13 protein-coding genes are annotated in these 13,639 nt (G+C 57.3%); 1 reads left to right on the top strand and 12 read right to left on the bottom strand.

Annotated elements, in window-relative coordinates:
• Positions 1 to 7: 7 nt before the first annotated feature.
• The 12 genes from gspM to ACXAE6_RS14575 all read right to left on the bottom strand — a co-directional run bounded on the left by gspM (position 8) and on the right by ACXAE6_RS14575 (position 11,692).
• Positions 8 to 499 (bottom strand): type II secretion system protein GspM, encoded by a 492-nt coding sequence (gene gspM, locus ACXAE6_RS14630; protein WP_475149875.1) that lies wholly within the window; start codon positions 497 to 499, stop codon positions 8 to 10.
• Positions 496 to 1,752 (bottom strand): type II secretion system protein GspL, encoded by a 1,257-nt coding sequence (gene gspL / locus ACXAE6_RS14625; RefSeq protein ID WP_475149872.1) that lies wholly within the window; start codon positions 1,750 to 1,752, stop codon positions 496 to 498. Before gspL ends, gspM begins: the two co-directional genes overlap by 4 nt.
• The gene (gspK, locus tag ACXAE6_RS14620) at positions 1,749 to 2,717 is read right to left on the bottom strand and encodes a type II secretion system minor pseudopilin GspK (protein WP_475149870.1); all 969 of its coding nucleotides are present in this window, start codon (positions 2,715 to 2,717) and stop codon (positions 1,749 to 1,751) included. The genes gspL and gspK overlap by 4 nt, the downstream gene beginning before the upstream one ends.
• On the bottom strand, positions 2,704 to 3,444 hold the full coding sequence (locus tag ACXAE6_RS14615; protein ID WP_475149867.1) for a type II secretion system protein GspJ: 741 nt from the start codon (positions 3,442 to 3,444) through the stop codon (positions 2,704 to 2,706). The genes gspK and ACXAE6_RS14615 overlap by 14 nt, the downstream gene beginning before the upstream one ends.
• The gene (gene gspI / locus ACXAE6_RS14610) at positions 3,441 to 3,836 is read right to left on the bottom strand and encodes a type II secretion system minor pseudopilin GspI (protein ID WP_475149864.1); all 396 of its coding nucleotides are present in this window, start codon (positions 3,834 to 3,836) and stop codon (positions 3,441 to 3,443) included. Before gspI ends, ACXAE6_RS14615 begins: the two co-directional genes overlap by 4 nt.
• Positions 3,823 to 4,383: a prepilin-type N-terminal cleavage/methylation domain-containing protein gene (locus tag ACXAE6_RS14605; RefSeq protein ID WP_475149862.1), complete on the bottom strand. Its 561-nt coding sequence runs from the start codon at positions 4,381 to 4,383 to the stop codon at positions 3,823 to 3,825. Before ACXAE6_RS14605 ends, gspI begins: the two co-directional genes overlap by 14 nt.
• Positions 4,380 to 4,796: a type II secretion system major pseudopilin GspG gene (gspG, locus tag ACXAE6_RS14600; protein ID WP_392801219.1), complete on the bottom strand. Its 417-nt coding sequence runs from the start codon at positions 4,794 to 4,796 to the stop codon at positions 4,380 to 4,382. Before gspG ends, ACXAE6_RS14605 begins: the two co-directional genes overlap by 4 nt.
• A gap of 13 nt (positions 4,797 to 4,809) precedes the next feature.
• On the bottom strand, positions 4,810 to 6,021 hold the full coding sequence (gene gspF / locus ACXAE6_RS14595) for a type II secretion system inner membrane protein GspF (RefSeq protein WP_475149853.1): 1,212 nt from the start codon (positions 6,019 to 6,021) through the stop codon (positions 4,810 to 4,812).
• A complete protein-coding gene (gene gspE / locus ACXAE6_RS14590) occupies positions 6,021 to 7,514 on the bottom strand; it encodes a type II secretion system ATPase GspE (protein WP_475149847.1) in 1,494 nt (497 codons plus the stop codon). Before gspE ends, gspF begins: the two co-directional genes overlap by 1 nt.
• 110 nt (positions 7,515 to 7,624) lie before the next feature.
• A complete protein-coding gene (locus tag ACXAE6_RS14585; RefSeq protein ID WP_475149844.1) occupies positions 7,625 to 9,787 on the bottom strand; it encodes a response regulator in 2,163 nt (720 codons plus the stop codon).
• Positions 9,788 to 10,016: 229 nt separating this feature from the next.
• Positions 10,017 to 10,943: an electron transfer flavoprotein subunit alpha/FixB family protein gene (locus ACXAE6_RS14580; RefSeq protein ID WP_475149840.1), complete on the bottom strand. Its 927-nt coding sequence runs from the start codon at positions 10,941 to 10,943 to the stop codon at positions 10,017 to 10,019.
• Positions 10,943 to 11,692 (bottom strand): electron transfer flavoprotein subunit beta/FixA family protein, encoded by a 750-nt coding sequence (locus ACXAE6_RS14575; RefSeq protein ID WP_475149837.1) that lies wholly within the window; start codon positions 11,690 to 11,692, stop codon positions 10,943 to 10,945. Before ACXAE6_RS14575 ends, ACXAE6_RS14580 begins: the two co-directional genes overlap by 1 nt.
• A 276-nt stretch (positions 11,693 to 11,968) precedes the next feature.
• Between ACXAE6_RS14575 and ACXAE6_RS14570 the strand changes: the two genes are divergently transcribed.
• On the top strand, positions 11,969 to 13,624 hold the full coding sequence (locus tag ACXAE6_RS14570; protein WP_475149833.1) for an electron transfer flavoprotein-ubiquinone oxidoreductase: 1,656 nt from the start codon (positions 11,969 to 11,971) through the stop codon (positions 13,622 to 13,624).
• The last annotated feature ends 15 nt before the right edge of the window (positions 13,625 to 13,639 follow it).

The raw sequence follows: 13,639 nt of genomic DNA, 5'->3' as shown, positions 1-13,639 counted from the left end.
AAGCTGCCTAGCGTCGCATCACGGCGATCACCTGAACACGACCGGGTCGGTCACGGCCATTCAACGTCAGTTGATCGACCATAACACCCTGCGCTTGCAGTGCCGCCAGCCATTGAATCACCTGACTATAACGAGCATCGTCCAGGCGAACCCGTAATAAATCGCCATCGGGCTCAAACCCCTGGATAGATAAACCGAAACGGTTGGCTTGGCGTCTGAGTTCGGTATTCAGAGAATCGCTGGAGGTGTTAGCCGTCGAGGCGCCAGAAGCCAGCGCCTGAGGCGCTTTTTGCAGCAGTTGCTGATAGGTTGACTGGGCATTGGCCAGTTCCTGCCTGGCCTGCTGGCGCCATTGCTGGAGCGGCTGAATCAACAGCAACCAGACAGCTAACAGGCCGATAACGACCGCCAGTAAACGCAGTGCCTGCTGTTCACGCTGACCCAACTGCTGCCAACGACCATTCAGGGGTTGCAGCCATTGTGCGATAAGTGCCTTCATCCGTTAGCCTCCAGACTGACCTGAAAACGACCGCGAACAGCCTGACTGTCCTGACTCGCCGAATATTCAACTTGATAGCCGCGATCCTGCAGCGCGGTCTTGGTGGCCTCGAACCGAGCAAAAGCATCGCCTTCTACATCACTGGGTTGGCGCAATGTGAACAGCATCTGGCCGCTGCTTTGCTGATAGCGGAAATCGTCCAGGACTAAGGCATCGTCCAACACCATCAACGCTTCGATAGCGCTGATAACCGTCGCCTCAGTGTCGTTCCGGCCACCGCTTAGAGCGCGTATTCGATTGTCGATTTCACGGATCATCAACGGCCGTTGGATCCGCTTGTCGTTGCCAAATACCTGGCGAAAAACGGCGTCGCTGGCAGCCCAGGTCGATTCGGCGCGCTGTTGGTCACGCCAGGCATTAGCGCCACTGACCACCAGCCATAGACACAGCGTTACGGCGGCTGCGATCGCGGTTGGCAGCCAGTATCGCCCCTGCCCGCCTTCGTTTTTGATGGCCAACGCGCCCGTCATCAGGTTGCCCCGTTGCTGGCCGCTGCGGACTTGCTCATCCCATTGGGCAATATCCGGTAGCGGGCTGATAACCCATTCCAACGCATCGCCCGTGGCTTCGAGTTCGGTGCGCAGCTGGCGGGCGCCTTCATCATTGGCGCGCGAGGTCAGCGCCAGACGCAGTGGCGAAGACAGGTTTTGTTGTTGCTTGAAACTTTCAAACCACTGGGCAAAGCCTTGAATATGCGTTTGGTGCAATAGCCAGCCGTGACGACAAAAGACTCTCTGCTGGTCCAGATCGAGCTGGATATCGCTGTACGGCATCTCTGGCCATTGGAAGTAACCGGCATCGAAGGCTTCCACCAGCGTCAGACCAGCTTCGGCCAGCGTCGACTGCAAATCAGTCAGCAAGGCCGACTCTGTGACCAGGACCGTCATCTTGCCATCCTGGGGTTGCTCCAGCGGCACCAGATGCAGGCTGTCGATGTCCTGCGCCAACTGCTCTTCGGCGGTGAAGCGCATAACAGCTGGCGCCAGACGCCGACGGCCAGCCGGCACTTTAATCACCAAGGCGGTGAAATGCGTATGCGGCAGGTATAGCCGGGTTGCGGCTCCGGCTTGATTGCGCTCGCGCACCTGATCGACCAGATCGTCCCAGCGTCCTGTCTGGGAGTCACTTTGGCTGTGCCAGCGCCATTCGAGCTGATCCAGTCCTTGCCAATAAATGGACAATTCGGGGGTCATTCTGTACTTCCTTCTTCCTTGTCACTCGGTAATGAGTCGAGGTCGTTTACGGCCTGAGTTCGTAGATTGACGATAACCTTGGTGTCGCCTTCGGTCCGGTACAAGCGGCTGATCTGGCGTAACTCAACCGTCTGGTACCGAGCCTTAACAGACAGATCAAACCAGTTAGACGTCACGCTGAGTTGCTCGTTGTACAGAGGAGTATCGTCGTTCTCCTGGAACAAAGGCAGGTTCAGCAGATCATCCACCCGGTCAAAGCCATCGCCGCGCTGCTCAATCAGCCCATCGGCGTCTTCGCGACTGATAAAAGGCGCCAGGCTCATTAACACTTCCCTGGAGGCGACATTAATATTAAGCGGCTCATCGGGCCGCAGCGCACTGACATAGGGTGCCAGAACCTTATAGTTATCGGAGCTGACGGCTTTGAGCAGATGTAACTCACTGATATCAGCCATGGGCATAAAAGATGGCCGGTAACTGGGCTCTTGATCGATATAATTGAACTCAGCACCGCTGTTTGAATCAAACCATTGCTGCAACTCATCGGCAATGCCTTCATCCAGATCCAGCTCCAGCAACAGCCGCTTAAAGCCCTCGGCAGCGCCGTCAGGATTTGCCGCCGCCGGGTGCAGCCAATTCAAATTAAAACGACCTTGCAGATCATAGCGAGACACCGTCATCTGGCATTCGCCGAGTGGAAAAGCCGGCAAGTAAAGGTTGCCGTTTTCATCCATTAATTGCTTTAACTGCTCGGGCGTCTCCTGTTGCGCCTCGAGTCGAAGGCCAACTTTGGCAATGGCTTCGGCGCTGTCGATGCAGGTCTGTAACTGACTCATAGATTGCCCGAGGAAGGCGCGCTCAAGCTGAACACGTTGCTGGTATTGCAACCGCGCTACGATTACCGCCAGCAAGGCAAAAACCAGCAACACCTGAATCAGTGCGAAACCGCGCTCAGGAGGTCGCATCAGCGCCTCCTTCGGCATCTTCACGTTGCATGGGTAACGAAATCAGCCGATTCAACTCAGCATCGGGCAGCACCAGGCGAACTTCAATGGCGATCAGAATGGGCGCACTCTCCAACACTTCCGGCGTTTCTGGTGGCCAGTTGTCGAAAAACCGTTGCTCATCGCCAACCTGGCTCAGAAAGCGAAATTGCATGGCGCGAATCGGATAGAGCAAGCGTTGATGCTGCCATTCCAGGCGCCCATCATCATCCAGCTGCAACAGAAAACTGCGCACCAGACAGCCTTGGGGCTCGGCGCTGAAATCCGTTTCACCTTCCGGTAACGGACACAGCTCACTGCCCTCCTCGGCCAGGCGATAACGCACGCGCTGCAAGGTTGAGCGCTTGGGTGCGCTAAAGAGGTCGTTATCACTCAGCTGTTGCAGCAATTGGCTGCGTGCCCAGCCTGCGCGGGTAAAGCTGAGGCCGTTCTCGTCCATCAGCAGCGCTGGCACTTCCTGGCCAAAGGCATCGCGGACCGGACGATCCGGCACCCATTGATGCAGATCGGTTTCCAGTTTTCGAATAACCCGGGTCAACTGAGTGCGGGTTTCGTTGCGTTGCACCAAGGTGGTCTGGGTTTGACGAGACGTTTGAACCAAATAGAAAGTACCAACGGCCAGGATGGCCGAAATAGCCAGCGCAATCAGCAGCTCAATCAGCGTAAAACCCTGGTGCGATTGTTTCATGGTGCCGCCAGTACAGCGGTTAGACGATCGGCTGGCGGTGCATCATCCGGTTCGGATTCAAGACGGGCATTGAGTTCAACAGCGCGCAGATAGGGTTCAACCGGCGGCAACATCGGAAAGTTAAAGGCCGTCACCCTCACTTCAACCTTCCAGTCGCGACCATTGAAGCTGGCTTCGCGCGTCAAGCGATCACCGGCATCGGGTAAGGCGGAAAAACGCAGTTGCTGAAGAATATTCTGGTTCACCCAGCGGGCATCGGTCTGCTCTTCAATTTGGCGTGCTGCGGCCAGGTTCTGAGTGTTGGCCAGGGCAATGGCACCGGCCATAACAGCAAAGACGGCCAGCGCAACCATCACTTCGAGCAAGGTAAAACCGCCTTCAGAGCGTGACACGACTGACCTCCAGACGGTTAAAACCATCGCCATGCAGACGCACGGCCTGGTTATCCAGACCCGGTGCTCTTAAGTAGAGGTCAAAGCTGGGTTGATAGTCTTCCGAGGGCAGCAGGACGATCATCGGCTGCCAGTTCCGCTCGTCTTCCGGCGGATTGCGCAGCAGCTCAATCTGTTGTCCATCGCAAATCAGCGTCAGTTCGGTATTGTCAGGCACCTGCCAGGTTGGCATCCCGTCATCGATTTGCCAGAGAACATCCGGCTCGCCCTCTCGCGGGTCGCCTTCACTCCAGCTTAAAAATTGCGCGCTGCCGTCCACAAATACCAGGCCGCGGTCTTCCCCGCTGAGCAAGACCCGATCCTGTACCTGACCAAAACGGTAAGCCAGTTGCTGCGCTGAACGTTCCAAATCACCCAGCGGATCCGGCTGGCTGATCGCCAAACGAACCGCACCAGCCGCCACGCCGATGATGATGATCACCACCAGCAGCTCGATCAGGCTAAAGCCGGCACGCCGGCCGGCGGGATGATTCGAGGGGCGGATCATTCGCTGGCGTTGGAGGAGATGTCTTCGTTGATATCGCTGCCGCCAGCCTGGCCATCGGCGCCGTAGGAGATGATCTCATAGCTGTTGCCGTCGTTGATGTAGGCGTAAGGATTGCCCCAGGGATCAGCCGGAGTCTGCTTAACGTAAGGCCCACGCCAGTTGTTCGGCTGCGGGCTGCCGCTGGGCTGGCTGACCAGCGCTTCCAGCCCCTGATCAGTCGATGGGTAGTGCGAGTTGTGCAGCCGGTAGGTTTCCAGCGCATTTTCCAGCGTGCGGATATCGGTTTGGGCGGCGGTAACACGCGCCTCATCGCCCCGACCAATAACGTTGGGCACCACCAGCCCGAACAAGATACCCAGGATGACCAGAACGACCATCAATTCAATCAGTGTAAAACCTTGCTGTTTACGCATAACGATAGATTTCCTAAGCCACAAAGCTGTTCATTTCCATGATGGGCAAGACAATGGCGAGGACGATGATCAGCACAATGCCGCCCATCAACAACACCATGATCGGTTCAAACAAGCCAAGCACCGTACTGATCAAGTCCTTGATCTGCTGGTCCTCGGCATCGGCGGTGCGTTGCAGCATGGCGTCCAGTTCACCACTGGCCTCGCCACTGGCGATCATGTGCAGCATCATCGGCCGAAAATAGCCGGATTCAGCCAACGCCTTATGCAAGGACCCACCTTCAGACACCCGTACCGTTGCCGTCCGCACGGCGGCCTGAATTTCCAGATTGGAGACCACCTCAGCAGCGATGCGCATGGCTTCCACCAGAGGCACGCCGCTCCCTGAGAGAATGGCGACCGTACCGATAAAACGGGCGGTATTGAAACCCCGGGAAACACGGCCGATCAATGGCAGGCGCAGCAGCCAGCGATGGGTAATGCGGCGCCGGGCGGGATCGCGATTCCAGATCATAAAACCGAATATTGCCAAAGCAATGACGACCAGGCTCACCAACCACCAGCTTTGTACCCAGTTACTGGCCGCCAGCAAAGCGCGGGTTGGCCCGGGCAGTTGTTCACCGGTGGAGGTGAACACGCCGATAATGTCCGGCACCACCGAATTGAGCAAAAAGATAACGATGCCGAAGGCGACGAGTGTCAAAAAGGTCGGGTAGATGGACGACATCTGAATCTGTTTGCGGGTCTTTTGCTGGTCTTCCTGATAATCCGCCAGACGATTCAGCACCCGGTCCAGATGGCCGCTGTGTTCGCCGGCATCAACGGTGGCGCAATACAGTCGCGGAAAGGCGCGCGGGAAATCGCCCAGGGCGCGCGCCAGACTGTAACCTTCCAGCACCCGCGAGCGCACCGCGAGCATCAAACTGCGGATACGCGCCTTTTCGGATTGTTCCGCCACAGCGCGCAGGCCTTCTTCCAGTGGCATACCCGCAGCGACCAGCGTCGCCAACTGGCGGGTAACCAGGGCCAGGTCGGGAACCGAAATCGACGGACCACCGAACAAACCCGGGCCACGGTTCTGGCTTTTCTGGCTGGCTTCAACCTCGACCGGGAACCAGCCTTTGTCGCGCAGTTGCTGGCGCACCTGGCGACTGCTGTCGGCTTCCAGTACACCGGTGCGACGCTTGCCGTTTTCATCCAGAGCGGCGAATTCAAAAGCGGCCATCAATAGCTCCGGTAAACGCGCAGAACTTCTTCCAGCGTGGTCAGACCCGCCAGTACTTTGTCTTTGCCATCCTGCAGGATGCTCGGCGACAGCGTACGGGCATGGCGTTCCAGATCGATGTCACCGGCGCGATCGTGAATCAACTGACGCATGGCTTCATCGACCCGGATCACTTCATAGAGCCCTGCCCGCCCACGGTAACCGGAGTTACGACAGCTGCTACAGCCAGCAGCGTGATAGAGCGTCGGCGGTTGGTTCGGGTTCATGCCCAGGTATTCGCATTCAGCGGCATCGGCCTGGTAAGGGGTTTTGCAATCCGGACAAAGAGTGCGCACCAGCCGCTGAGCGACCAGGCCGATTAAGCTGGAAGCCAGTAGAAAGGGTTCGATGCCCATATCCTGTAGACGCGTTACCGCGCCGACGGCACTGTTGGTGTGCAGCGTCGACAGTACCAGGTGACCGGTCAAACTGGCCTGGACGGCGATCTCGCCGGTTTCATGGTCACGAATCTCACCGATCATCACCACATCCGGATCCTGCCGCAAAATAGCGCGCAGACCACGGGCAAAGGTCATCTCCACCTTGGTGTTGACCTGCGTCTGGCCGACGCCGGCGAGGCTGTACTCAATTGGGTCTTCGACCGTCATGATATTGCGCGCATGGCTGTTCAACGCCTGCAGCGCGCCATAGAGAGTGGTGGTTTTGCCCGAACCGGTCGGCCCGGTGACCAGAATGATGCCGTGCGGCCGCTGAATCAGATCGCTCAGCGTCGACATTGCCTGGTCGTGCAGCCCTAAATGCGTCAGTTCCAGGTGCCCCGCCTGCTTGTCTAGCAGTCGCAACACCACGCGTTCGCCATGATTGGCGGGCATGGTTGAGACCCGCAGATCGACTTCCCGGCCGGCGACACGCAAACCGATACGACCATCCTGAGGCACTCGCTTCTCAGCGATATCGAGCCGCGCCATCACCTTGATGCGCGATACTAACAAGGGCGCCAGCGCCCGCTTCGGCTGTACCACTTCACGCAATACGCCATCGACGCGGAAGCGCACCGACAGGCGTTTTTCGTAGGTTTCGATATGGATATCCGAGGCGTTTTCGCGCACCGCTTCGGTGAGGATGGCGTTAATCAGACGGATGATGGGCGCGTCGTCTTCCTGCTCCATCAGGTCTTCAGTTTCCGGCACTGAGTCGGCCAGCGAGCTCAAATCCAGGGTTTCACCCAGGCCTTCGACCATCTGCATGGCATCGTCGCTGTCGGTCTGATAGGCCTTATTCAGATGGTCAGCAAACTCCTGATCGTTAACCTGCACCTGCGGTAACAGCTGCGGTGCCAGTCGCTGTGCTTCCTGCAAAGCATTGAGGTTGGCGTTGGGCCGGTACAATAAACGTGGGCCATCGACGTGCTGGAAATCGATCACCACACCGTGCCGTTTGGCAAAAGCAAATGGCAAACGCCGTTCAAATTCGACCGAAGGTACCGCTGTCATTGCGTCATCCCGATATTCAATCCGCTTATCCCTTAGCGTAATAGTAACTGTCCCGGCCCCGGTGGCCCAGACGGTGGCAGCCGCTTCACCGGGCCGTTAGCCAAATCCGCTTAACCCACCCAGCGCTGCACCAAGGTCACCAGGTTCTCATAACTGACTGGCTTAACCATAAAGTCATCCATACCGGCGGCCAGGCACGCCCTTTCCTGCTCTGGCGTATCTTCCGCCGTCATAGCGATGATCGGTATATGTTCGCCCGAGTTCAATTCCTGTTGGCGAATCAGGCGGGTTGCTTCCAGACCATCCATACGTGGCATCAGGCAATCCATAATGACCAGGTCGTAAGGCTCGCCCGAAACGGCCATTTGCGCTGCTTCACGCCCATTGACAACAGAATCGACGGTGACACCGATGCGTTCCAGCAGCCGGCTAATCACCTTTTGCGTTACCAGATTATCTTCCGCCAACAAGACCCGGGTGTTACCACAACGGTAGTCCTGATCGCGGTCCGGACGATGATCATCCAAAGCACGACGAAATGCATGCAACAACGCATCGCGGGTAATGGGCTTTTCAATAAACTGAAATTTACCGTTGAGATCAGACAGTAATCCGCGCTGCAGTTCCGATGCATACAAAAAGACCGAAACCGACTGCCCCTCAAGCTGTTGCAGCAATTGTTGCACCTGAGCCAGAGTATGGCGGGCCGGGCCATCCTGCACCGGAATATTGAGCAGAATAAAATCGGCAGGTTGATCCGGCTCCTGTAACAGACGCTCTAACGGCCAGGTAGAGACACTCATGTCCCAACTGAGAAATTCAGCGCTCAATGCCCGCTCATTGACGGGGCTTAGATCAGACAAGACCACCGAGCGGCCCGCCATAAAGCGTGCCGGCCGGAATGAACTGGCCTGCTGTGACGAGGCGATCATCGGCAGCGACACCCGTATCGTCTTCAAGTGTCCCTTGTCGCGGCTGCTCGCGCTCAACTCGGCGCCCATAGCACGGAACTGGGCCGAGGCGACCATCAGCGTTAACTGATCGGATACATCCTCGTCTTCTGGCAAGGTATCCATATTGCGATGGATGGCAGACCGCAAGTCCTCGGTGCTGACTTCTTCATTGATGAAATAAAAGGACAGCAACAAGCGTTCTTCTTCACCACGCTGATCGACCGCAATGCGCACAGTGATTTCGCCTTCCTGAGCACTGTCGAGCGCAAAATCCAGCAGGCGACGGAACGCATTCGACAACCATTGCGGATCGGACTCGATACGCTCAGGTACCGCCGGATGGTAGAGGTAAGCCAGCTCAAGACCGTGCTCATGCGCCTTGCTGCCCATATCGGACAGCGCATGCTCCAGCGTCTTACGCAGATTGAACACCACCGACTGCGGCACTCGCGCCTGATCGCGCTGCTCGATATAGGCTTCCAGATCGTTGACCAGATCGAGAATGGAATGACCACTGCGACGGGCAATGTTCAACATGCCCTGGTGCTCACTGGATGATTCATCGTGACTGAGCATGCCCAGCACACCCAGCAAACCACTGAGCGGGTTTTTAACTCTATGCAATAACTGATTAATAAACCGACGGTTGGTGGTGGCCTGGATCACATTGGCTTCACGCGCCTGTTCTAGCGCTCGCAAGCGCATTTTCAGCTCGTGATTGTGAGTCAAAAAACCCCACACCAATTCCGATACACGGCCCGCCGTGCTGACCAGATACAGATAGAGCGCGACAAAGGCCAGGCTGATCAGCCAATGGCCCGCGGTATCCTGTGCGAAGGCGTAATAGGCAGCGACTGGCCACAGCAAAATGGCCAGATAGATACGGACCGTGCGGCCGTACAACGAATAAACGAAGGTACCGCCAGCTGCAACGGCCAGCGTATAGAGCAATCCCAACAACTGGATGGGATGATCGGGACCGGCGAGTCGGTACAACAAATAGGCCGACCACAGACCGGCATGCAGAAAACCCGAACCAATAAACCAGTCGCGCCAACGGGCCGGGCCTCGGCCATACCAATCATTGAACTGGGCAATCATGATAAAACGCCAGGCCGCCATGATGACCAGCAACAAACCAAAGACATAGCTGGCGTTGGGCACCGGACCGAGCGAGCGCCATTGCCACTCGAGTAACAGAAAGACGAGGAAATGCAGGATGGCGCTGGGCAGCCCTTGGCGGCTCAGCGTTTCGTCGATGCGTTTGAGGATTGCCCGATCTTTCTGGGCCTTGTGCTGTGGTTTGAAAAACCAGCTCATGACGGCTTCCGTTACAGCGACGACCAGCCCTGGCCGCCGGAAATGCGGCCACTATACCTGCAGATGAGAATGGACCCAACCGTCCCGAGGGGCTTTGCTCTTCTTTGAGGGATTGAAAGCATTAAAAAAACCCGGCCAAGACCGGGTTTTTATTGGAAGACGGAAGAGGCTGAAGATCAGGTACACCTAATCTGCGTTAAGCGTCTCCCCTCCAGCGTCTTCTGGATAACTACAGCGATTTTTCCAGTTCTGGGACCGCTTCGAACAGATCAGCAACCAGACCGTAGTCCGCCACCTGAAAGATCGGTGCGTCTTCGTCTTTGTTGATGGCGACGATGACTTTGGAATCTTTCATACCGGCCAGATGCTGAATCTGACCGGAAATGCCGACGGCGATGTAGAGTTCCGGCGCGACGATTTTGCCGGTCTGGCCGACCTGCATATCGTTCGGTACGAAACCGGCGTCAACAGCAGCGCGTGAAGCGCCGACGGCAGCGTCGAGCTTTTCCGCAACCTTGTACAGCAGCTCGAAGTTTTCGCCGTTGCCCAGACCACGACCACCGGAGATAACGATCTTGGCCGAGGTCAGTTCCGGACGATCCGATTTCGCCAGCTCTTCACCGACGAACTCGGAAACCGCCACTGCAGCTTCAGCGGCAATGCTCTCAACGGATGCGCTGCCATCTTCGGCGCAGGCATCAAAGGCGGTACCACGCACGGTGATCACCTTGATGGCGTCTTCAGATTGCACGGTCGCGATAGCGTTACCGGCATAGATCGGACGCTTAAAGGTATCGGCCGATTCCACGGCGATGATGTCGGAGATTTGCTCAACATCCAGCAACGCAGCCACACGCGGCATAAAGTTCTTACCGGAGGTGGTGGCGCTGGACAGAATATGACTGTAGCTCTTACCCTGAGCAGCCACCAAAGCCGCCAGTTCTTCAGCCAGGGCATGCTTGTACAGCGGGCTGTCAGCCAACAGGACGCGCTTGACACCGCTGAGTTTGGCCGCTTGATCGGCAACGGCCTGAGCGCCCTCACCGGCCACCAATACATCGATATCACCACCGATGGCCTGGGCGGCAGTCACGGTGTGGGCCGTTGCTGACGACAGCGCTTGGTTATTGTGTTCCGCAATAATCAGAATACTCATCACAGCACCTTCGCTTCGTTCTTCAGTTTGTCGACCAGTTCGGCGACCGAACCAACTTTGACGCCACCTTCGCGCTCAGCAGGCGGCTCGACCTTCAGCGTCTTGACGCTCTTGGTGATGGTCACGCCGTAGTCGTCAGCGGTTTTCTTATCAAGCGGCTTTTTCTTGGCCTTCATGATGTCTGGCAGCTTGGCGTAGCGCGGCTCGTTAAGACGCAGGTCGGTGGTGACGATAGCGGGCATCTTCAGTGCAACGGTCTGCAGGCCGCCGTCGATTTCGCGGGTAACCTTGGCGGTATCGCCATCGATTTCCAACTTGGATGCAAAAGTACCCTGAGCCCAACCAGTCAAAGCGCCGAGCATCTGGCCGGTCTGGTTGTTGTCGCTGTCGATGGACTGTTTGCCGAGAATCACCAGGCCTGGTTGTTCTTCATCGATCACCGCCTTGATCAGCTTGGCAACCGACAATGAGCCCGGCGCTTCATCGGTGGTGATCAGAATGCCGCGATCGGCACCCAGTGCCATCGACTTACGCAGTTGTTCTTCGGCCTTGGCCTCGCCGATGGACAGCACGACGATTTCGTCGACCTTGCCCTGCTCTTTCAAACGGACAGCCTCTTCCACGGCGATTTCGCAGAAGGGGTTCATGTCCATCTTGACGTTGGCCAGGTCCACATCGCTGTGGTCCGGCTTGACGCGGACTTTGACGTTGTAGTCCACAACACGTTTGACGGGTACCAGTACTTTCATAGTGTCCTCAATCGTCTGGATGCGGTTGCCCGGAAAGCCGGGCCGGTATTGAGATTGGGGCTCATTTAATCCGTTTTAAACGAAAAATTCAAACAGTTGTTTTAATTTTCCCAGACGAGCAGTTAAACTCCCCGCTCGTCGGCGCCCACGGCGACTAATCCGTTCGGCTAGATGGCGCCAAAACAGCAAATTACAACGAACGACAGCCGCACCGTGCCAAAGCGGTTGTTGTGAAGACTCTGCCCCGGCCCACCGGGCGTGAACCAGGAGGTCCCTATGGAACGCGAATCCATGGAATTTGACGTTGTCGTCGTCGGTGCCGGCCCGGCCGGTCTGTCGGCTGCCATCCGCCTGATGCAAGGCGCGGCTGACAGTGGCCAGGAACTGAGCGTCTGCGTAGTGGAAAAGGGATCCGAAGTCGGTGCCCATATCCTCTCCGGTGCGGTGTTCGAGCCGCGCGCTCTGAACGAACTGATCCCGGATTGGAAAGACAAAGGCGCCCCGCTGAACACGCCGGTCACCGCCGACGATATCCAGGTGCTGCGCAGCGCCACCAGCGGCATCAAGGTCCCCGGCCTGTTTGCGCCGAGCACCATGCACAACCAGGGCAACTACATCATCAGCCTGGGCAACCTGTGCCGCTGGCTGGCCGAACAGGCGGAAGCACTGGGCGTGGAAATTTTCCCCGGTTTCACCGCCGCCGAAGTGCTTTACGCCGATGATGGTTCGGTAAAAGGCATCATCACCGGTGATATGGGCGTGGCTGCCGACGGCTCGGAAAAAGACGGCTATATGCCCGGTATGGAACTGCACGCCAAGACCACACTGTTCGCCGAGGGAGCGCGCGGTCATCTGGGTAAATCGCTGATGGCCCAATTCGACCTCAACGCCGATGCCGAACCGCAGCATTACGGCCTGGGCATCAAAGAACTCTGGGACGTCAGCCCGGAAGTCCACGAGCCCGGTAAAGTCGTCCACACCGCCGGCTGGCCGCTGGACGAACACGGCGCTGCCGGTGGCAGCTTTATGTATCACCTGGAGAACAACCAGGTGGTCGTCGGCCTGATCACCGATCTGAGCTACGCCAACCCCTACCTCAGCCCGTTCGATGAATTCCAGCGCCTTAAGCATCACCCCACCTTCGCCAAGGTACTCAAAGGCGGCAAGCGAGTTTCCTACGGTGCCCGCGCCATCGCCAAGGGCGGTATTCAAAGCCTGCCGAAGATGCATTTTCCCGGCGGCCTGTTGATCGGTTGCGACGCCGGCACGCTGAACTTCGCCAAGATTAAGGGCAGCCATACCGCGATGAAATCCGGCATGGTCGCCGCCGAGACCATTCTTAAACAGGCCGCTCAAGGCTGGGAAGCCGGCCAGGATCTGGCCGATTATGATTCTGCTTTCCGTCAAAGCTGGGCCTGGAAAGAACTGCATCAGCAGCGCAACTTCGGCCCGGCGCAACACAAGTGGGGTAACATCCTCGGTTCGGCCTACGCCTTTATCGACATCAATATTTTCCGCGGCAAACTGCCCTGGACGCTGTCGGACACCACCCCGGACTACGCTCAACTGAAACCCGCTGAGCAGTTCCAGCCGATCGACTATCCCAAGCCGGATGGCGAGTTGAGCTTCGATAAACTCAGTTCAGTGTTCCTGTCGAACACCAACCACGAAGAAGATCAGCCGGTGCATCTGAAACTGACCGATCCTGAGCTGCCGATTCGTGACAACCTGCCCAAGTTCGCCGAGCCGGCGCAACGCTATTGCCCGGCCGGTGTCTACGAGGTGGTTGAAGGCGACGATGGCAAACCGGCTTTCCAGATCAACGCCCAGAACTGTGTGCACTGCAAAACCTGCGACATTAAAGACCCGGCGCAGAACATCACCTGGGTGACACCGGAAGGCGGTGGTGGTCCGAACTATCCCAATATGTAATACCGAAAAAGGCCC

The organism is Saccharospirillum sp. ABV4_185 (genome assembly GCF_056159245.1).
Note: the sequence above shows the minus strand (reverse complement) of the source record. Positions and strands in the feature narration are given on the sequence as shown.